Origin of the sequence: Lawsonella sp., assembly GCF_011525565.1 — a bacterium.
Lineage (GTDB): Bacteria > Actinomycetota > Actinomycetes > Mycobacteriales > Mycobacteriaceae > Lawsonella > Lawsonella clevelandensis_A.
Genome location: NZ_WVRS01000011.1, coordinates 27,299 through 47,070, shown reverse-complemented (window position 1 = coordinate 47,070; position 19,772 = coordinate 27,299). Strand labels below are relative to the sequence as shown.

The following is a 19,772-nucleotide window of genomic DNA, read 5'->3' as shown; positions in this document are numbered from 1 at the left end:
GTAACCTTCAACCTAGGGTTTATAGTGTGACTCTTTTCGTTAACGGAGTAGTTAACAAGAAACGCATTTTCTGTGAAATAGGAAACTTTTTGCAGCGGTATATATAGCGTGCTTGTGTGACATAGTTTTTCTAGAATGACCAGAATTGCTCAGGTGTGAGGTGTCCCTCTTTACAGTATTTCTATTTGTGCACGTCAGAGCATTTTTAATACGTGATGAAGACTCCCTGTAAGAAGGATTTTTAGCGTGTGACACGCCGGGAGCGTAAATGCCGGGGTTTAGCGAGTATTTGAGATATTAGAGAATCGTTAAAAAGGTTGCTTTTGTGTCCGTTTTTGGGTCTAATAACAAGTGTGTAAGTAACCGCTTGCGCATCGTCACGACACACGACAGGAGGCTACGTGCCTAGTTACGGAGCTTCAGGTGCTGCGCCTCTCGCCAGCATGAGTGTCGAAGAGCTTATCGCCGCTGTTGAATTGGAATGGCAGGAGCGGGCCCTTTGTGCACAGACTGATCCGGAAGCATTCTTCCCGGAAAAAGGCGGTTCTACACGTGAGGCAAAACGCATCTGCCAAAGCTGTGAAGTTCGTGACGAGTGTCTGGAATACGCTCTTGAACACGATGAACGCTTTGGAATCTGGGGTGGTTTGTCGGAGCGTGAACGGCGTCGCCTAAAGAAGCGTGCTATGTAATAAACCCTATAGCTTATGTATTGAGGACCTCTATGGCAGGTCCTCAATACTTTATATACGGGCTATACATCCGTATATCTGGTATATACCTGGGCTTTTATACTTGTGGACCCTTGTCGTAGTTAGCGTCAATAATCTGTGGCTCCACATTAAGGTAGTAGGCAACCAGTTTGCTGAGAATGGCATGCAGTAAGCTCTGCATTTCCACCTCGTCTTCGCACCGTTCCTCTATAGGCTTACGAAACAGGACAATACGAGGGCGAATAGGGCTACCCCATTCATCGAAAGAAGCTGGTAGTAGCCGACCGAGCGGAACTGGACCATCCGCTGCAACCGATTCTGGCCACAGTGTAAATTCGTCTTTCAGACTCATGCGGGGGATGATGTCTACCGCTAAATCCAAGTCGGAAAGTTCATCATGGAAAGTGGCGTCGATGCGTGCAAAAGCCTCCAGCGCATTTTCATCGAATGCTGAAGCGCGGGTGCAGTACCGAGGAACTTGTGGCGGAATAATGGGGCCACGTGGACCGTGGCCACGCCGTTCCACGTAACGGCTTGTCACTGTGTAGTGGGCCGTGCAGTGGGGGAGTGTGTAAGAGTTTGTATCTACTCCTCTGTCCTCGCTCATACCTCTTAGCTTAACGAGGTAGTCCTAAGATGGCAGTTTCCACGCCGAAAGGCGGTAGGCTTAGAAAGACTAAATGCATTCACAGTGAAGGAGATATTCCGGTGAGCAATGCTGCTACTTCATCCCCGCGGTGGGATCCTGCGTTTATCGCTGATGTCATTAAAGCTTACGATGTCCGCGGTTTGGTTGATGAGCAGATCACAGTCGATTTTGTGCGTGCAGTAGGCCAGTCCTTCAGTCGCCTTATGCGATCAGAGGGCGCACTCAGTGTTGTTGTGGCGCATGATATGCGCGACTCGGGCCCTGAACTGGCCGAAGCTTTCGCAGAAGGTGTTACTGAGCAAGGGCTTAATGTTATCAACATTGGTCTTGCGTCCACCGACGAGATGTACTGTGCTTCTGGCCTCCTACAGGTGCCGGGAGCCATGTTTACGGCTTCCCACAATCCAGCCGCCTACAACGGTATTAAATTATGCCGTGCGGGTGCCCGCCCAGTTGGCCAAGATACTGGCCTCGCAACTATTTCCCAAGAACTTGCAGAAGGTGTTCCTGAATCCAATGGCGCACACGGCCATGTCACCAACCGTGACATGCTGCAAGATTATGCCGACTACCTCAACAAACTCGTTGATCTTAAAGGTATTCGTCCCCTCACTGTGTCAGTCGATGCCGGTAATGGTATGGCCGGCTACACTGTACCAGCCGTATGGAAAGAACTGCCCCTCACCGTCAAACCTCTCTACTTTGAGCTAGACGGCTCATTCCCCAACCATGAAGCTAATCCGCTGGATCCCAAGAACATGGTTGATCTGGAAAAGTACACTCCAGAGGTAAAAGCGGATATTGGTGTGGCTTTTGATGGTGACGCCGATCGCTGTTTCGTTGTTGACGAAAAAGGCCACCCTGTTTCTCCCTCTGCTATTGCGGCACTGGTGGCAGAACGAGAGCTGGCTCGCGAGCCCGGCTCCACTGTTATTCATAATCTCATTACCTCGAAGGCTGTTCCGGAGATCATCCGCGAAAACGGTGGTGAGCCAGTCCGTACTCGCGTGGGTCACTCGTTTATTAAAGCGAAGATGGCAGAAACGAACGCTGTTTTCGGTGGAGAGCATTCCGCACACTACTACTTCCGTGACTTCTGGCGGGCTGATTCCGGCATGCTCGCAGCCATGCACGTACTGGCAGCTCTTGGCCAACAGGATAAGCCATTGTCGGAAATGATGGCGAAGTATAACCGCTACGCAGCATCCGGAGAGATTAACTCTCGCCTGGATAGTGCTGAAGCACAGGCTGACCGTACGGAAGCTGTAGTGAAAGCTTTTGCTGATCGTGCAGAAAATGTTGATCGCCTTGACGGTGTTACCGTTGAGCTGAAAGACGGCAACTGGTTTAACGTGCGTGCGTCTAATACTGAGCCATTGTTACGCCTGAATGTTGAAGCGGATACGCAAGAAGCCGTGGATGCGTTAGTGAAGGAAATTCTCGCTATTATCCGCGCGTAAAACTGCACGCAATAGACAAACAAACAAGAAGAAGACCCCCAGCAGTGTGGCCAGCATGAAACTGAGCCATCGTTATGGAACTGGAACTAGGGGTCTTCTTCTTTGTTTGCTCCGGCTTTTATTTATTCTGGTTGGGTTTTGCTATGCGCCGACGTGTGTGGCGTAAGAGAGCTAGGCGGTAAAGCCCATATCGGGATGTTGCGACGCCACTGCGGAGAAAGCCTCATTGGCAATGATGAGAGTCTGATCCACATCCTCCATTGTTTCCGCCAGGTTGGTGAAATGGTTGTGGTGTGGGGCGAAAAGAGCACCACGTTTTACACATTCCGCAATGAATTCTTGGTGCAGGACGAAATTGTCGTCATCTGCTAAGCGAATAGAGAAGAAACACGGTTCTCCAGTGGTCACCATGTGGAAGCCATGCTGGGCGGAGATACTTTCTAAACCAGAGGTAAGGCTCTCACCGATCATGCGCATGTAACCGCAAGCGTCCTCGTGCTCGCGTAGTTTCGTGAGAGTGGCAATAGCGGCAGCGATGGGGGCGGCACTATGCCAGTATGTACCGGTGTAGCTGACAGACGAGCATGCATTCTTTAGGGAGTCTTTGCCGCAAAGAGCAGAGATATTCCATCCATTAGCCAATGCCCCACCACAACAGATAAGGTCTGCTTCAAAACCGAAGTAGTGGTCAGAGCCTGCCAGATCTAAGCGCCAGCCAGTACGAATATCATCAAGAATAAGAACAATACCGTGGGCAGTACATATAGATCGCACATCATTCCAATAACCCGGGGCGGGAAGAACATTATCGGCAAACGTGTACTGCATGTAGGGGGTAGCAATAAGGGCAGCAATATCCCCCTCATGCGCAGCAATAGCGTCTTCTAGCTGCTGTAGATTATTCCAGTCAATGTAGATCGTATTCGCTACGTCCGCGGCTGCTATGCCCGGATCCCCCGCGTTGCGCATCCACGTATGCGTACCGTGATAGGAGCCGTTGTACATAATAATTTTGTCGCGGCCTGTGGCAGAACGAGCGGTCATCATTGCAAGACTGACAGCATCACTGCCATTTTTAGCGAAAATTGCCCACTCTGCACTGTGGATTGTATCGACCAGTAATTCGGCAAGATCAATAGATAACGTACTGGGTAATGTGGTGCAGTCTCCGTTGCGGCAGGCCTGGAGCGCTGCATCATCAATGTCATTATTGGCGTAACCGCAGATCATGGTCCCATAGGCGGACATGTGGTCAATGAATTTATTGCCGTCGCTATCCCAAATATGAGCACCTTTAGCCTTACTGGCATAGAAGGGGTATGCAGATACCGGCATGTGGCAGCCGCGAGCAGGGCCCAGGTGTCCATAAATACCACCGGGAATAACAGCAGCTGCGCGCGCAAATTCCTCACGATTTGTGGAGTAGTCAAAAATGTCCATGGGTATTTCTCCTTATGGAACCAGATAATGGGAGACACGCCGCAGCATCTTGCTCACAACATTGATATTGGGAACATAGCCGCGTATTGCTATCTTGCCCAGGCCAATGAGGGCATAAACATCAGCACTACCGTCTAAAACAGATTGGAAAGTTTCTTTACTATCGAAGGTTATCCACGAGAGAGGATCAAGGGGAGAGTCGTCGGGGGAGAACGTTAGGTGATGATCTTTAATCTGGCAGGCATACGTCATGTCGGCAGAGGGAATCTCAATAGTGAGACCACCATCGTGCAGAGTGTTCGCAAGTTCCTGCCCAATGGGATCAGTATTGGCAACCTCGCATAATGACGCGAACACAATATATGCCGTAAGAAGAGTTTTGAGGTTCTCTTCCTCTGCCGTTAGTACGCGGTTGGGGGGAGTTTGAAAAATATACGATAGGCGGTCCGTGAGCTCAGTAAAAGGCCCCGTGAGGAAGCTCATGTGGCGGGCTCCCCAGATGGGTACGGGAATACTTTTACCGGCAATCATGGTGTTGACGTGCTCGGGGGAGACAAGTCCAAGACGGAGATCTGCTTTGGACGAGTTGGACGTTTCACTGCGTGCGGTACCGTGATCAAAAATGAGAGTGAGCGGGGTAATACCGGCGGCATCAAAACGTACAGATATGTCGCTGTCTTTGACGATATTGCGCGCAACAGGGTCATTGTTGACCAGCGGGACGCAGGATCGCAGAATGGCGTGCAAATTGATAGAGGCCAGAGTGCGAGTGTCCATTTTTCCTCCTACGGGGTAGGCCACGAATGCTTTCAGTCTAACGGGGGCTTTTCTTGGCAGCTTGGATTTGAGATCTGAGTTATCTTATAAGTTGTCATCTAGCGTTGCTAAAAAACCGTTAGTAGTAGTGAGACGAGTACACTCTCAATGAATGTATAGCGTGAGGCGAGAACAGTTGCCGTAACTGGCAGACGTCATACTGATAGCTAGTACAGAAGCAGTCAGTAGCAGACGGACTAGCCATATACCTCACTGGAAAGGCAATAATGTACCTACTTGACGGTGCTATCCGAAACTATGCCTGGGGCTCCCACCAAGAGCTTGCCGCATTGCGTGGCGCTCCTACCCCCACAGAACATCCGGAAGCAGAAATGTGGTTCGGTACCCACTCCGGGGATCCGGCCCTGCTGGCCACGGATAATGACCGTACTCTGCGTGATGTCGTTGCCGCTGACCCTACCCATGAGCTCGGTTCGGCTACCGCTCATACGTTTGCGGACAATTTGCCGTTCCTTCTTAAACTGCTCGCGGCAGAAGAGCCACTATCGTTGCAGGCTCATCCCAGTTTGGCGCAAGCACAGGAAGGGTACGCGCGGGAGAATGCGCAAGGGGTGCCGTTAGATGCCCCAGACCGGAATTACCACGATCCCAACCATAAACCGGAGCTTATTGTTGGGCTGACGCGATTCCACGCACTAGCCGGCTTCCGTGAACCACAACGCACACTTGAGCTTTTTGACGCGTTAAATGTCCCCCAACTGCAGCCTTATGTTGAAATGCTGCGTGCTGAACCTGATGCTACTGGTATCCGCGCAGTTATGACCACCCTCATCACATTGACGGCAGACCAGTTGCGGGAGTGCATTACTGCCACGCAGGAGGCTGCACAGCGTCTTGTTGCCGCTAATGGGGAATGGGTTGATGAGTCCGTCACGTTCCTCGGTCTCGTCTCGGAATACGGTAATGATGCTGGTGCACTCTGCGCGCTGCTGCTTAATCGCATTACCCTTGAACCCGGTGAAGCCATCTTTATGAAGTCGGGCATGTTGCATGCTTACCTGCATGGTGTCGGCGTGGAGATTATGGCCAACTCCGACAATGTCCTCCGTGGGGGGCTTACCTCCAAGCACATTGATGTTCCCGAATTAATGCATGTTGTGCAGTTCGATGCCCTGCTTGACCCCATTGCACCGGCAGAGAATGTCGTCCTCTCCAGCCACGGTATTGTGCCGGCGGAGGGCATAGAGACCGTGGAATACCTCACCCCGGTTCCCGAGTTCCGTCTCAGCCGTTCTCATCTTGCCCCCTGTAGGGAGAGCCACCTGGGTATCGAGGGGCCGTTTATTGTGCTTGTCACCGAGGGAACTGTCACTCTTACATCTCGCGAGTGCCCGGAAGGACTCAGCGTATCTGCTGGTCATGCTGCTTGGGTAGGGGCGTGGGAGGATCGTCCCACTATTGCGACGGGGGAGAATTCCGCCACCGTGTTTATTGCACGGGTACCGTAAAGCGGTGCAGTCGAAGATATGTAGCAGATACTAGGGAAGACGAGAGGAAATGGGAGGAGACGAATGTTTCACAACGCTTTACTTGTCGCAGTTGAGGGTGTTGATGGTGCCGGAAAAAATACTCTCACCAGGAAAGTCTCCGCTCTGCTGGAATCATCGGGGAAACACGTCTCCCACATAGCATTTCCACGTTATGGAACATTACATGCAGATCTTGCCGCAGCGGCTCTCCACGGAGAAATGGGAGATCTAGTGGAGAGTGCCTACGCCATGGCCACTCTTTTCGCACTAGATCGCCGGGAATCACTACAGCCAGGAGGTGGATTGGCTGCCCTAGTTGATACGCCCGCCCCCGACACACAGGTAGTACAAACAGCGGAGCCTTCGCAGGAAATTTCCCGCATTATTATGATGGACCGCTGGGTCGCGTCTAATGCCGCCTATTCTGCTGCCCGTTTGCGGGAGTCTATTCAGCAGCCTGGGGGAGTAGTGGAATGGGTTGCCGCGTTGGAGTATGGACAATTCCAACTGCCAGCTCCAGACATAACGATCCTTCTGGATGTTCCTGTCGCCTTAGCGAGGAAACGGGCTGCACAGCGGGAAGCCTCCGACACTGCCCGTCGTCGAGATTTGTATGAACACGATAGTTCCCTGCAGGAGCGTACGGCCTCCGCATACCGCGATCTTGCGCACGCTCACTGGTATGGACCGTGGTTATCCGTTAGCGCAGATGTGAATCCGGAAGACGTGGCGCGCGCTATCCTTGCCGCTAAGATAGGAGTGCCTCCCCATCGTGGTTAGGAGGCTTGCATGAGTACAGGAGGAGCCACTATGGCGCATATTCTCATTGTCGATGACGATGAAGCTCTTGCCGAAATGCTCGGTATTGTGTTGGAAAACGAAGGTTTTACCACCACTATCGTCGGTGACGGCAATGAAGCCCTGCGGCTTTACCAGGAAATTAATCCCGATCTCATTCTCCTTGACCTCATGCTGCCAGGTATGAATGGTGTGGATGTCTGTAAAGAGATTCGCCGCTCCTCAGCAGTCCCTATCATTATGCTGACAGCTAAGACGGACACCATTGATGTTGTTCTCGGTCTTGAATCTGGCGCGGATGACTATGTGACGAAACCTTTCAAACCAAAGGAACTTGTGGCACGAGTGCGTGCGCGGCTCCGTCATAATCAAGAGCAGTCTTCCGACGTTCTGACCATTGGCAATGTTTCTATTAATGTGGATGCGCATACTGTTACGCGTGATGGAAAATATGTTTCCCTTACCCCGCTAGAGTTCAATTTATTGAAGGAACTTGCATCTAAGCCGGGTCGTGTTCTCAGCCGCGAGACGCTCCTTGAACACGTGTGGGGATACGATCATGCCGCCGATTCGCGTCTTATTAACGTTCACGTACAGCGACTCCGGTCCAAGATTGAGGAAGACCCAGAAAATCCGAAAATTGTTGTGACGGTCCGTGGTATCGGCTATAAAGCTGGTACTGGAAACTAACCGATGCGGCACCATTTCCACCGCTCCCACAAGCTCGGCGGTAAAACTTCCACTCCCGCAGAGGTTTCCGCGTCCAGCACGGGGGAGAACGGTTCGGCTACACGCTCTCACGCCACTGATACCGTCAGTGATGAAACACCGCAGGAACAGTCTTCCCATACTCTACCGAGGTGGGGTCGTCGTATTTCTCGTTGGGTGAAACAGCACTGGCGGCAGTCTCTCCAATTCCGAACTGTCACCACCACTATTGTGCTGGCTACGCTTATTCTTACCTTGACTCTTTTCGGTCTATCGGCGCAGATTGCTCAGCGTATTCTCGACAGTAAAGTAGCCGGTGCGGAGCGGGACCTTAATACTGCGCGTGTCATTGTGGAAGCTCAGTTGAACGGATCTGACCGGTCCGCTACAGATGAAGCACGCATGACCAATGCCCTGGCAGTTCTTACCGCACAAGGTCCACAAGCTGGGCAGTTATCCGCGAATGCAGGTTCTTTCGTGCCCGTCCTTTATGTTCCGGCAGATGGGTTGCATCATGCTGTTTCTGCTCCCGCTAATCTCACGATCCCCTCGTCCCTAACAAATTTTATTAGTTCGAACCAAGTCTCATATCAGTACTCGCACATGGATTTAGGTGCGGGGGATACCAAAGTTCTCATTGTTGGCAGCCCCACCAATGTAGACATGCCAGACCTCCAGCTTTACCTCATTTATTCACTGGCGGGGGAGGAGAAAACTCTTAACCTCTTTAACACCACCCTCTTTTCGGGCGGTCTGCTTATTGTCGTTCTCATGGGATTCGCCTCCTATTTTGTGTCACGACAGATGGTGCGTCCTATCCGGCAAGCTGCTAATGCCGCCCAGCGTTTCGCCTCCGGCGATCTGGATGCGCGTATGGAGGTGCGAGGGGAAGACGATTTCGCCCGCCTAGGTACATCCTTCAATGAGATGGCAGAGTCGCTGCAGCAACAAATTGTTCAATTGGAGGAATTTGGATCCGCGCAAAAACGCTTCACCTCTGATGTGTCACACGAATTGCGCACTCCGCTAACAACGGTGCGTATGGCCGCCGATATTATCTATGACCACGCAGACGACCTCGATCCGGGCACTGCGCGTGCGGCACAATTGATGGTGAAAGAACTCGATAAGTTTGAATCTCTCCTGAATGATTTGTTGGAAATCTCCCGCCACGATGCCGGTGTTGCCGAGCTCAATTCCGAACGCATCGATATTCGTACGTGTGTCTACTCCGCAGTGGCTTCAGTGTCTGGAGTGGCTGCTTCTACAGATGTTTCCGCAGAGATAGACATGCCGGATGAGCCCGTCATGTGTGAAGTGGATTCTCGTCGAGTGGAGCGTATTCTCCGTAATCTTCTCGCTAATGCCTATGATCACAGCAAAGGAAAACCCGTTATTTTGACGGTGCGCGCCGGCACAGACACAGTCGGCATTTCTGTGCGTGATCATGGTGTTGGCCTCAAACCAGGAGAAGCGAAAAAAGTCTTTGATCGTTTCTGGCGCGCCGACCCATCACGTGTCCGCCAATCTGGTGGAACCGGACTAGGGCTAGCTATTGCAACCCAGGATGCGGAACTCCATGGTGGACGGTTGGAAGCCTGGGGCGTTCCCGGAGAAGGCTCTTGTTTCCGGCTGACGCTACCCCGTGAAGCTGGCCATCCTCTTACTAGTTCCCCAGTGCCACTGCGTTTCCCTGTGGGGGACCAAACGGAAGTGACAGAGCCTATGGCAACAGGCGAAATTCCTTTGAGTATTGTGGCTGATACATCGGAAGCGGATAGCGATACTGACGCATCTGCCGGTGATGATTCTGCCACTACGTCACCTTCTGCAAGCCCCTTACAAGGCGTTGCAGAGGCACCCGTAACAACAGCCGATGTCCCCTCCTCTTCGTCTCACTACACTGCCAGCACGGCTGGCAGTACAACTAGCAGTATGACTGGTGGTACGGAGGATGATGACTGATGAGTAATCATTTCTACCGCACGAAGCTTCTTCCCCTGCTGTGTGCCCTTCTTCTCCTTGGCGGAACAGTATCGCTAAACGCATGCACCGCTATCCCCTCCGACACCCCGCCGCAATCGCTCGGGCAATTCCGGCGGATGCCCATTACCTTCCATCCTCCCAAACCGCAGCCTGGGCGCTCCCCGGATCTCCTCCTCCGAGATTTCATTCGTGCAGCTGCAGTCCCCACTGATCAACATGCTGCCGCGCGTCTTTTCCTCACCTCTAAAGGCAACGAGGAGTGGAAAAACCACACGACGTTTAAAGTGGTCGATCGTGTGGACGTCAACACCATAGCTACGCCTACTACTGATAGTTTGGTCATGCAGGTGCGTGCCCGCTCCATGGGAGAAGTCGATAAACAAGGGTCCTTCCGCTCCCATATCTCTACATCGACATTTCAGGTAAAGATGCGTCGTATCAATCGACAATGGCTCATTGACTGTTTCCCCGATGAACTTCTTGTCGATAAAGAAGCCTTCTTTCCCTGATCCGCGCTGGCTATATGCGCAAAATAATCGACTGCCAACTATGCTCATGCAGCTTTTGGTGCAGGAGCCGTCACCGCAGCTTCGCACTGTAGTGAATAGTGAATTATCGCCGTCTGTTCATATTTCCGTAGTTCCCGGAATTCAAGGTAATGGAGTTGACGTTGAGATCTCCAACTATCACTCCACATCGGAAACAGCACGTCAACGGCTTGCTGCGCAGATTATTTTCACTTTTGAACGCGCCCGTATTCATGGACCGTTCTACATTAGTGTGAACGGTAGTCCGTTAGACCCCAACCATCGTGACGGGTGGACACCAGCTGATGTCATTCACTATGACCCCATGTTCGCCACCCATAAGAATCCCGTGCACCTGCACGCCATCACATCTGATGGACTGATGAAAGTGACCTCCAACTTGGAACCCGTCAAGGGGCCACTGGGGCACTCGCAGGGTATTCATGCGGCGGCATTCTCGCGTGGGGGCGGCATGATTGGTGTGGTGGAAGAAGTACGCCATAAACAGCACACTGCACTAGAAGTAAAGATGGGTCCGGTAGGAGGACCACTAGTTTCTGTGATGCGCGGCAGTCGCTTCTCGCGTCCTACCTGGGAGCCCACTGGTCAAGACATGTGGATCGTGTCCGGTGATGGGCAACTTAACCGTATTACATGGCAAAATGGGCGCCCCCCACTTGTGACGCGCGTGAACACACACGATCTAAGTAACAAACCTGATTTCAGTACGCTTGCTATTTCTCCAGATGGTGTGCGCATGGCCTACATCTCTGGAGGGAAACTCTTTATTGCCACCGTCTATAACGGCCGCAATGGTGATGTAGCGCTTAAGAATCCACGGCGTATCTATGTTTCCGGGGATGAAGTTGTCCTATCACTTGCCTGGCGAACTGCGACAACACTTATTGTCGGCGGTTCGTTAACAGATCAACCAGTACTGATGATGTCCGTTGACGGTGCCTCCATCACCCCCTTGGGAGTCCGTAACGTCACTGCGCCCGTGTCGGTTGTTGTCGCTAATCCCAGTGGCGTGTACGTACAGGACAGTCGTGATGTGATGCGGCTTGAGCAAGGGTCGGAAGGCTTCTGGCAAGATGTGCCAGCGTTAGTGAATTCCTCCCACGCCATTCCAGTACTGGAAGGCTGATAGAACGCCGTGACATTCTCTGCCGGCCAAGGGCTGCACGAATTACTTGTGCCAGTGCGGTGTGCTGGCTGCGGTGCCCCAGGAGTGGACTGGTGCGAAAAGTGTCACAAACATCTTGCTGGTCCACCGCGCCGTATCCATCCGCGAGTAGCTATTCCCTGCCCCGTGTGGAGTATTTCACCCTATAGCGGTCCAGTTGCCGCAGGTATAGTCGCTTTCAAGGAAGATCGACGGCAAGCGTTAGCACAGCCATTCGGGCAAGCATTAGCGCATGCTGCGGCACAGTTAGTTGCAGCGGGGGAGATTCTGCACCCGGCGGAGAGGCCGTGGCTACTTGTACCGGCCCCGTCTACTGCCCTTTCTATACGGGAACGCGGATTCCACCATGTGCGTGAAATAGCTGAGGCTATGGCCCATACGTTGCAGGGGGCACAGTATGACCAGCTTTCTCAGGGTATTCAGTCTGTTCAGCCTGTTCAGTGGAAACACCCGAGTGGGCAGTGTGATGGGCAAACTGCCTCGCTTGACGCACTGTTGGGAGGCATATCAGGGGAGATAGTTGTGGCGGATGTTCTCCAGGCTGCCCCGCATACTGATGCCGTGGGGCTTACTGCCACTCAAAGGCGTGACAATCTGGCGGGCACTATTACGTGTCATACGCAGGTAGTAGAGCAGTTGGAGCACCTTGCAGAAACTATAACGTCACCCCAGATGACGTCTGCTCCAACAATTTCTAGCAGTAGTGGAATACCGCAAAAAAGAGTATCTCGCTGGGAAATTCTGCTTGTGGATGATGTGACAACAACTGGTGCCACTATAGCGGAGTGTTTTTTCGCCTTGCATAACTGTGGTTTACGCCTCCGAGGTGCATTAACTCTGTGCGCGGCGTAGGCGGCGCATACCTACCGACAAGAAGTTAAATAATAGTTGTGGCAACCCAAAGAACTCTTCTGCAAACCCAGCTACATTGGGAGGTGAAGGGACCGAGATGCTCTGTAGAGGTACTCGGGAGCTTCAGTACCACCGACGCCACCGTGGACAGCGGCAACCGTTAGCGGACCGCGGGCGGTGGCCCGTACAGGAGGTTTGTCATGTCGAAGCGTGATTCCATCCAGGAAGACGACCAAGAACACTTCGGACTGCCCACTGAGGCGGAGGAAGACGAAGGTCTCGTTCCTAACGCCCAAGTTATTATTCACGGGCGCAATGTTGAAGTGCCGGAGCATTTTGCTCGCCGCATTAAGAGCAAGCTGGCTCGCCTAGAACGACTCGATCCCAGCATTATGCGATTTGAGGTAGAGCTTCGTCACGAAAAGAATCCGCGTCAGTCTCGCGTTCGCGACCGGATAGAGATTACTGGCCACCGCAAGGGCGCCCCCGTGCGTGCTGAAGCGGCGGAAGATAGCTTCTATGCGGCACTCGAGTCCGCCTGCGACAAGCTTGAGCGTTCCCTTCATAAGGTGAAGGCACGCCGTCGCATTGCACGGTCTGGCCACCGCACTCCCACTTCTTTGCACGAGGCATCTGCAGCATTTGTAGATGATGATGTGAAGGCGATCAAAGTTGACAATAAAGATGCCGCTACACGTGCTACTGAAGCAGACTTTGGTGAGGTAGATACCTATGCGGATCTTGTTGAGGATGATCTCCCCAGGCGTATTGTGCGTCGCAAAGTCCACCCGGATGATCCCATGACGGTAGATGATGCCCTGTACCAAATGGAGCTAGTGGGGCATGATTTCTTCCTCTTCCACAACTCTGAAACTGATAAGCCGTGCGTGGTTTACCGCCGTCGAGCCTATGATTATGGATTAATTACCCTCGGCGAATAATGTAAATCGCGAATAATCAGTAAGATAGAGACCGGCTGTATTTACCAGTGCAGCCGGTCTTTATTCTGTTCACGCAGCAGGACCGAGACACCCGTCAAACTGTCAATTCATGAGGACGTTATAACTGTGGCTGTTTTGTCGAAGATTCTCCGTGTTGGTGAAGGTCGTGTGGTCAAGCGACTGAGTAAGCTCGCTGACGATATCGTGTCCATGGAGGACGACTACGCTGACCTAACGGATGACCAACTCCGTGCCAAAACCGAGGAATTCAAGGATCGCATCGCCGACGGCGAAACTGTCGATGATCTGCTCCCAGAAGCATTCGCAGTGGCTCGTGAGGCTTCCTGGCGCGTCCTTGGGCAGAAGCATTACCCCGTTCAGATTATGGGTGGTGCCGCCCTCCATGAGGGTCAAGTTGCGGAGATGAAGACCGGTGAAGGTAAGACCCTCACCTGTGTGCTTCCCGCCTACCTTAATGCCCTCGAGGGGAAGGGCGTTCACATTGTTACTGTGAACGATTACCTCGCCAAACGTGACGCCGAGTGGATGGGTCGTGTGCACCGCTTCCTCGGCCTTGAGGTGGGTGTCATTCTCTCCGACATGGAGCCGGAGGAGCGTCGCAAAGCATACAACGCCGACATCACCTACGGCACAAACAACGAGTTTGGCTTCGACTATCTGCGCGACAATATGGCGCACTCCACTGATGACCTGGTGCAGCGTGAACACCATTACGCCATCGTGGACGAAGTTGACTCTATCCTCATTGACGAAGCCCGTACTCCTCTTATTATTTCTGGCCCCTCCGACTCCTCTAGCCAGTGGTATCAAGAATTTGCCCGCCTTGCTCCCATGATGGAGAAGGATAAACACTACGAAGTTGATATTCGGAAACGTACCGTCGGTATCACTGAAGCTGGTGTGGCTTTCGTCGAAGACCAACTAGGCATCGATAACCTCTACGAATCTGCGAACTCCCCCCTAGTGTCCTACCTCAACAACTCCATCAAGGCGAAGGAACTCTTCACCCGCGATAAGGACTACATGGTTGTTGACGGTGAAGTTCTTATTATTGACGAATTCACTGGCCGTGCACTGGCAGGACGCCGCTACAACGAGGGCATGCACCAGGCTATTGAGGCCAAAGAAGGGGTAGAGGTAAAGGCAGAAAACCAGACCCTCGCCACCATCACCCTGCAGAACTACTTCCGTATGTACGACAAACTCGCCGGTATGACGGGTACTGCAGAAACGGAAGCAGCCGAGCTGCACCAAATCTACAAACTTGGCGTGGTACCTATCCCCACCAATAAGCCACTTATCCGTAAGGATCAACGCGACCTCATCTACAAGACGCAGGAAGCTAAGTTTGAGGCTGTCGCCGACGACATTGCGGAACGCCACGAAAAAGGCCAGCCGGTGCTGGTCGGTACCGTTTCCGTGGAACGCTCCGAATATCTCTCCAAGTTGCTGCAGAAGCGCGGCATTAAGCACAATGTTTTGAACGCTAAGCGCAACGCGGAAGAAGCCTTGACCGTTGCTTCCGCCGGCCGTGTTGGCGCCGTCACCGTGTCTACGAACATGGCTGGTCGTGGTACGGACATCGTGCTCGGTGGTAACCCCGATGTGCTTACTGACGCCGCTCTTCGTAAACGTGGCCTAGACCCCGTTGAAGATGAAGAAGCCTATCAGCAGGCATGGGAACAAGAGATTATCAACCAGCGTAAGAAAGCTGAAGAAGCAGCGGAGAAGGTTCGCGAAGTAGGCGGCCTGTACGTTATTGGTACGGAGCGTCACGAATCTCGTCGTATTGATAACCAGCTGCGTGGTCGTTCTGGCCGTCAGGGAGACCCCGGCGAAACTCGTTTCTACCTTTCCCTGGGTGACGATCTTATGCGCCGCTTTAATGGCCGCGCTGTCGAAACCCTCATGGAGCGCCTGCAGGTACCGGATAATCAGCCTATTGACTCCCGTATGGTCACGAAGGCTATTAAGAATGCACAGACTTCTGTGGAGTCCCAGAACTTCGAAATTCGTAAGAATGTTCTGAAGTACGACGATGTGCAGAATAAACAGCGTCAAGTTATCTACGCCGAACGCAAGCGCATTCTGGAAGGCGAAGACTTACAGGAACAAGTTGAAGCAATGCTCGACGAAGTTCTGGAAGCCTACGTCAAGGGTGCCACTGAGAACGGGTACGTGGAAGACTGGGATCTTGATTCCCTATGGACGGCACTCCGCCAGCTTTACCCTGTGGGTATTGACTACCAGGATCTTATTGACGGCGATGAATATGGCCAGCCCGGAGACCTTACCGCCGAAGAACTCCTGCTCGCTATCCGTGCAGATGCACGTGCCGCCTACGAGGCCCGCGAAGAAGCCATCGAGGCTATTGGCGGCGACGATGCCATGCGGCAAGTAGAGCGTTCCGTTCTCCTACAGGTCCTCGACCGCAAGTGGCGTGAACACCTCTACGAGATGGATTACTTGAAGGAAGGCATTGGCCTCCGTGCCATGGCGCAGCGTGACCCGCTGACGGAATACCAGCGTGAAGGTTACGAAATGTTCGACACCATGATGGACGGCTTGAAAGAAGAGTCTATCGCCTACTTGTTCTCGGTGGGTGTGGAGCCGGCAGACAATCGTACCGACGCCCAGCGTCGCGCTGACGAAGAAGCCCTGCGGAAGACAATTCGTGCAAAAGGCGAAGCGAAAGCCGCTCTGCGTGCCGCTGCCATGAGCCTGGCCGGACCCAATGAACAAGGGGATCTGTCCAGTAACCAAGAGGAGCAGCAGCCTGTGCCGCGGTCACGTGCACAGCGTCGTGCCGCCAAGCGTGCTACCCGCAAGAAGGGTAATATTCGCCAAAAGTAACGTGTGCTAGTCGCCGTTACCCACGGGTTACAACCAGCGTAAAGGTGGGAGATCAGCATCATGCCGATCTCCCACCTTATGTATTTATTGTATTTATGTGAGGTAATCCACTCTTTGACCAGCCTCATAGAAGCTCACGTGCAGCCTAAATGAAGTTGAAGGCTGTCAATCTCCATTTGCTTTCGCGGCGTTCTGCAGCTCCCGCGAATGCTTTCACACGCTTACCGTCCCGATATGTTCCGCATATTTCTACACGCAGATCCGCTTCAGCTGTAATTGCATTACTGGGTTTCGCCTGTTGGCCGGGGCGAAGCGCAGCATGGTATCCAGGGGGTAATTGTCTTTCCTGTGCACGCGCTTCCGCAGATTCCTGTGGGTTGAGCCGTCGCGCTCGTAGGTGGAGGCGAAGGAGACGTAATGGTGCGGGCTGTAATGCGGGTATTCCTGGGTTTGTCTGTGATTGGCCCGTCAGCGTGATAAGAGCGTGATTACGCTCCGCGGAAAAGTGCTCCACATTATCCAGAATTTCTGGGGTAACAAAGCTACGAAGATGGCTGAGGGGGCGGCGGCGATCAACGGTTTCTAAAAGTTGCTGGACAACGTGCTGTACGAAAGCACTGGATGCGCGATAGTCCTGGGGTTTAAGTGCTTGCCGGAAGAGCTCTGTGGCGTCATTTTGGGTATTGCCGCTTAGCATAGTGGTGATGGTGGATGCGTCAACGGGTGGGGTAGTGGATGCATCTTTGACGTCTGTCTGCGCATTTTCCGGTGTGGGGGTGTGTGGTGACGCCACAGTAGCGTTGCTGGTGCTACAGGCCCATGTTGGTTGTTGTGTGTAGGGGTGTGCAAAGCGAAAATTAGTGGTGGACGCGTTAGTGGTGGACGCGGTGGATGCGGCAGACATTGTGGGGTGGGGAGAGGCTGCGGTGTTGGCGTCGTGGAGGGAACTGGGCACTGATAATCCTTTGCGTAGGTTACTGCGGTGATTATGGCAAAGGCGATGTGTTTGTGGGGGAGCTACTTTGTGGCTATTTCTTTGGGAAAGGGGGTGGCGGAGTTTTCTGTGCTGCTATAAATGCAGGTTGTAGTGGGTATAAAGGGGTTGTGTGAAGGATAGCGTCGAATGCTAAAAAGGAAGAAAAATTGTGAAGATGGGGTCTTTGCGTATAAGAGACTCTATGGATGGGGGCTCGGTTGTATACACTGGGAGGGTGACTATGCGCGGATTGATCATAGATTATGCAGGTGTTCTAGAAGGTCCTACTGCTGATGCGGAAAGCTGGAAGCTGCTCCTTTCAGAGCTTCGTATGAATGGCATTGGCATTGCGATACTTTCTAACAGTGATTCTTTTGACGTGCCAGCGGACCTAGCCCGGTGGAAAGAAACCGGCTACGTTGACGAGATCGTCTTGTCATCTGAGATCGGTGTTGAGAAACCCGATTTTGAGGCGTTCTACGCGGCTGCGCGTGCCCTGGGCGAGGACCACAAAGACTGTGTGTGCGTGGATGATTCTATTGAGAATGTTCACGCGGCTGTCCAAGCGGGCCTCATAGCCGTGCTGCATACAGCGTATGAGCGCACGGAAGCACAACTTCGTCCCCTTTTTAACCTGCACTAATGCGCATCTACATACCGGCAATGCTGACGGATCTCCACCGCTTTGTCGATGATGAGACGGTGCTTGTCCGCGGCGGGACTGCGTTTGCTCTTACCCCCACGCTACGGGAACAGTATGTGTCTGATGATGACGAACAACTAGAACATATTGCTTTCCTGGATGCGGCCCGTGCCTCACTTCGTATTTTGACGGGTGCCGCGGGGGATCCTCTCCCCACGGGGGCAGCGTCACGGAAACGCGTTGTTATTTCCGCAGATGTGGACGATAAATCTGTCACTTGCCGTCCTGATCTCGACTGTGCAGTAGTGCGTCTAGCGGAGGAAACAATACCTGCTAGCTGTGTTGCTGCTGTCCATGTTGATCTTGATGTGGCCGGTGACGCTGTTACTGCTGCACTTAATGTTATTGATGCGGCTGACCTGGGGGATGAGGATGCGGAACTTACCGTGGGAGATGCGGAAGATGTTGAATTGGCCTGGTATGCGCCGGAAGAGGTAGCTTTCCTGCTGGACCTCTCAGAACTGGCCTAGCTCATTCGGCTAGCCCGGATAATTCGGCTAGCTGTGGTGGTCTTGTCAGTCCTGGTCTATACCTAAACTCCAAGCATCATTACTGTGCAGAGCAATAAGGAGCATCCGTACCGCCTGAATACGTCGCGCCAGGGGAGAATCCTCCGGCTCGCGGGCCAGGGCTTCATCCCAGGCGCAGTCTTTGTCGAAGGGTTCGCCGCGGTGTGTGCAGCCGCGCGGACAATTCTCGGACAGGGCGGAAAGATCGTCAAAAGCCCCCACCACTGTTTCTACCGTGACGTGCGCTAAGCCGAAAGAGCGAATACCGGGGGAGTCGATCACCCACCCGCCCCCGGGTAGCTCCATCGCCATTGATTGAGTGGACGTGTGTTGCCCTTTCCCTACTTTGGAGACGTCTCCGGTGGGGCGTTCTGCTTCCGGTACTAGACGGTTGACGAGTGTTGATTTACCTACCCCGGAGTGTCCGATAAGGGCGGTAACGTGTCCGTTTAGATAGGTGAGGAGGGTGTCGGTGGGGTCGCCTGTTCCGCAGACGACTGCGGGAAGATCCAGTCCGGTGAACTGGGTGAGAAAAGCGGTGGGGTCAGCGAGGTCGCTTTTTGTCATGCAGAGAATGGGGCGGATACCGGCCGCGTAGGCGGCAATGAGGGCACGCTCAACGAATCCTTCACGCGGGGGTGGGTTCGTTGCTGCCACAACAATGAGGAGCTGGTCAGCATTGGCGACGACGATGCGCTCATAGGGGTCAGTGTCGTCGGCGGTGCGGCGGAGGACCGTGTCGCGGTCATGGAGGCGCACAATGCGGGCAATGGCGTCCGGGCTGCCGGAGAGGTCCCCCACAATGTCCACCAGATCGCCCACCACCATGCGTTCACGGCCAAGTGTGCGGGCACGAATACAGGTGACGCGGGTGCCGGCTGGGCTGCGCTCCCCGTCGGGGTCATGGGTGTTGCGGGGGGCGTCGTCGAGGAGTGCGCACAACCATCGTCCGCGGTCGATGGTAACAATGCGGGCGGTGACGGCGTCAGTGTAGCTGGGGCGCTTTTTCGTGCGCGGTCGGGAGGTGCGCTTGGGGCGAATGTGGACGTCGGACTCATCATAATCGCGAGTGCTGCGCCCACGGCGTGGGGTACTCAGAGCCATACCTCCCTAACTGTTTGGCCGTTGGCTACTGTGTGCCCGT

General features: G+C 53.4%; 18 protein-coding genes. 13 read left to right on the top strand and 5 right to left on the bottom strand.

Annotated features, from left to right (window positions below):
• Positions 1-443: 443 nt before the first annotated feature.
• Positions 444-692 (top strand): WhiB family transcriptional regulator, encoded by a 249-nt coding sequence (locus QZV76_RS05755; protein ID WP_290599007.1) that lies wholly within the window; start codon positions 444-446, stop codon positions 690-692.
• A gap of 97 nt (positions 693-789) precedes the next feature.
• On the opposite strand, the gene QZV76_RS05750 is transcribed toward QZV76_RS05755, so the two are convergent.
• A complete protein-coding gene (locus tag QZV76_RS05750; RefSeq protein WP_290598936.1) occupies positions 790-1,320 on the bottom strand; it encodes a metallopeptidase family protein in 531 nt (176 codons plus the stop codon).
• A 146-nt stretch (positions 1,321-1,466) separates the two neighbouring features.
• Here QZV76_RS05750 and QZV76_RS05745 point away from each other — a divergent pair, with 146 nt between their 5' ends.
• Complete coding sequence (locus tag QZV76_RS05745) at positions 1,467-2,822, top strand: phosphomannomutase/phosphoglucomutase (protein ID WP_290599005.1); 1,356 nt, start codon at positions 1,467-1,469, stop codon at positions 2,820-2,822.
• Positions 2,823-2,993: 171 nt separating this feature from the next.
• Here the strand turns inward: QZV76_RS05745 and QZV76_RS05740 are convergent, their stop codons facing one another.
• The gene (locus QZV76_RS05740; RefSeq protein WP_290598935.1) at positions 2,994-4,262 is read right to left on the bottom strand and encodes an aminotransferase class III-fold pyridoxal phosphate-dependent enzyme; all 1,269 of its coding nucleotides are present in this window, start codon (positions 4,260-4,262) and stop codon (positions 2,994-2,996) included.
• A gap of 12 nt (positions 4,263-4,274) precedes the next feature.
• Positions 4,275-5,039 carry a hypothetical protein gene (locus tag QZV76_RS05735; RefSeq protein ID WP_290598934.1) on the bottom strand — a complete coding sequence of 255 codons (765 nt, stop codon included), beginning with the start codon at positions 5,037-5,039 and terminating at the stop codon, positions 4,275-4,277.
• A 266-nt stretch (positions 5,040-5,305) separates the two neighbouring features.
• On the opposite strand from QZV76_RS05735, the gene manA reads away from it, so the two are divergent.
• The 9 genes from manA to secA all read left to right on the top strand — a co-directional run bounded on the left by manA (position 5,306) and on the right by secA (position 16,440).
• Complete coding sequence (gene manA, locus QZV76_RS05730) at positions 5,306-6,547, top strand: mannose-6-phosphate isomerase, class I (RefSeq protein ID WP_290598932.1); 1,242 nt, start codon at positions 5,306-5,308, stop codon at positions 6,545-6,547.
• A gap of 63 nt (positions 6,548-6,610) precedes the next feature.
• Positions 6,611-7,348 (top strand): dTMP kinase, encoded by a 738-nt coding sequence (locus tag QZV76_RS05725; protein ID WP_290598930.1) that lies wholly within the window; start codon positions 6,611-6,613, stop codon positions 7,346-7,348.
• Positions 7,349-7,357: 9 nt separating this feature from the next.
• Positions 7,358-8,056: an MtrAB system response regulator MtrA gene (gene mtrA / locus QZV76_RS05720; protein ID WP_290598928.1), complete on the top strand. Its 699-nt coding sequence runs from the start codon at positions 7,358-7,360 to the stop codon at positions 8,054-8,056.
• Positions 8,057-8,059: 3 nt separating this feature from the next.
• The gene (mtrB, locus tag QZV76_RS05715) at positions 8,060-10,039 is read left to right on the top strand and encodes an MtrAB system histidine kinase MtrB (RefSeq protein WP_290598927.1); all 1,980 of its coding nucleotides are present in this window, start codon (positions 8,060-8,062) and stop codon (positions 10,037-10,039) included.
• Positions 10,039-10,569: a hypothetical protein gene (locus QZV76_RS05710; RefSeq protein WP_290598926.1), complete on the top strand. Its 531-nt coding sequence runs from the start codon at positions 10,039-10,041 to the stop codon at positions 10,567-10,569. Before mtrB ends, QZV76_RS05710 begins: the two co-directional genes overlap by 1 nt.
• A gap of 46 nt (positions 10,570-10,615) precedes the next feature.
• Positions 10,616-11,734: an LpqB family beta-propeller domain-containing protein gene (locus QZV76_RS05705; protein WP_290598925.1), complete on the top strand. Its 1,119-nt coding sequence runs from the start codon at positions 10,616-10,618 to the stop codon at positions 11,732-11,734.
• 9 nt (positions 11,735-11,743) lie between these two features.
• Positions 11,744-12,625 carry a hypothetical protein gene (locus QZV76_RS05700; protein ID WP_290598924.1) on the top strand — a complete coding sequence of 294 codons (882 nt, stop codon included), beginning with the start codon at positions 11,744-11,746 and terminating at the stop codon, positions 12,623-12,625.
• A gap of 200 nt (positions 12,626-12,825) precedes the next feature.
• Positions 12,826-13,566 (top strand): ribosome-associated translation inhibitor RaiA, encoded by a 741-nt coding sequence (gene raiA, locus QZV76_RS05695; RefSeq protein WP_290598923.1) that lies wholly within the window; start codon positions 12,826-12,828, stop codon positions 13,564-13,566.
• 126 nt (positions 13,567-13,692) lie between these two features.
• Positions 13,693-16,440 carry a preprotein translocase subunit SecA gene (secA, locus tag QZV76_RS05690; protein WP_290598922.1) on the top strand — a complete coding sequence of 916 codons (2,748 nt, stop codon included), beginning with the start codon at positions 13,693-13,695 and terminating at the stop codon, positions 16,438-16,440.
• A gap of 145 nt (positions 16,441-16,585) precedes the next feature.
• On the opposite strand, the gene QZV76_RS05685 is transcribed toward secA, so the two are convergent.
• Positions 16,586-17,395 carry an Rv3235 family protein gene (locus QZV76_RS05685; protein WP_290598921.1) on the bottom strand — a complete coding sequence of 270 codons (810 nt, stop codon included), beginning with the start codon at positions 17,393-17,395 and terminating at the stop codon, positions 16,586-16,588.
• 262 nt (positions 17,396-17,657) lie between these two features.
• Here QZV76_RS05685 and QZV76_RS05680 point away from each other — a divergent pair, with 262 nt between their 5' ends.
• Both QZV76_RS05680 and QZV76_RS05675 read left to right on the top strand, forming a co-directional pair.
• Positions 17,658-18,059, top strand: a complete 402-nt coding sequence (locus tag QZV76_RS05680) for an HAD-IA family hydrolase (protein WP_290598919.1) — start codon at positions 17,658-17,660, stop codon at positions 18,057-18,059.
• Positions 18,059-18,589, top strand: coding sequence for a hypothetical protein (locus QZV76_RS05675; RefSeq protein ID WP_290598918.1), 531 nt, complete (start codon positions 18,059-18,061; stop codon positions 18,587-18,589). The genes QZV76_RS05680 and QZV76_RS05675 overlap by 1 nt, the downstream gene beginning before the upstream one ends.
• 45 nt (positions 18,590-18,634) lie before the next feature.
• Here QZV76_RS05675 and rsgA read toward each other — a convergent pair whose 3' ends face one another.
• Complete coding sequence (gene rsgA, locus QZV76_RS05670; protein WP_290598917.1) at positions 18,635-19,732, bottom strand: ribosome small subunit-dependent GTPase A; 1,098 nt, start codon at positions 19,730-19,732, stop codon at positions 18,635-18,637.
• Between the last annotated feature and the right edge of the window lie 40 nt (positions 19,733-19,772).

Coding starts and splice junctions, on each gene's coding strand:
- QZV76_RS05755 (WP_290599007.1), top strand. CDS start 444: ATGAGTGTCGAAGAGCTTATCGCCGCTGTTGAATTGGAATGGCAGGAG.
- QZV76_RS05750 (WP_290598936.1), bottom strand. CDS start 1,320: ATGAGCGAGGACAGAGGAGTAGATACAAACTCTTACACACTCCCCCAC.
- QZV76_RS05740 (WP_290598935.1), bottom strand. CDS start 4,262: ATGGACATTTTTGACTACTCCACAAATCGTGAGGAATTTGCGCGCGCA.
- QZV76_RS05735 (WP_290598934.1), bottom strand. CDS start 5,039: ATGGACACTCGCACTCTGGCCTCTATCAATTTGCACGCCATTCTGCGA.
- manA (WP_290598932.1), top strand. CDS start 5,306: ATGTACCTACTTGACGGTGCTATCCGAAACTATGCCTGGGGCTCCCAC.
- QZV76_RS05725 (WP_290598930.1), top strand. CDS start 6,611: ATGTTTCACAACGCTTTACTTGTCGCAGTTGAGGGTGTTGATGGTGCC.
- mtrA (WP_290598928.1), top strand. CDS start 7,358: ATGAGTACAGGAGGAGCCACTATGGCGCATATTCTCATTGTCGATGAC.
- mtrB (WP_290598927.1), top strand. CDS start 8,060: ATGCGGCACCATTTCCACCGCTCCCACAAGCTCGGCGGTAAAACTTCC.
- QZV76_RS05710 (WP_290598926.1), top strand. CDS start 10,039: ATGAGTAATCATTTCTACCGCACGAAGCTTCTTCCCCTGCTGTGTGCC.
- QZV76_RS05705 (WP_290598925.1), top strand. CDS start 10,616: ATGCAGCTTTTGGTGCAGGAGCCGTCACCGCAGCTTCGCACTGTAGTG.
- raiA (WP_290598923.1), top strand. CDS start 12,826: ATGTCGAAGCGTGATTCCATCCAGGAAGACGACCAAGAACACTTCGGA.
- QZV76_RS05680 (WP_290598919.1), top strand. CDS start 17,658: ATGCGCGGATTGATCATAGATTATGCAGGTGTTCTAGAAGGTCCTACT.
- QZV76_RS05675 (WP_290598918.1), top strand. CDS start 18,059: ATGCGCATCTACATACCGGCAATGCTGACGGATCTCCACCGCTTTGTC.
- rsgA (WP_290598917.1), bottom strand. CDS start 19,732: ATGGCTCTGAGTACCCCACGCCGTGGGCGCAGCACTCGCGATTATGAT.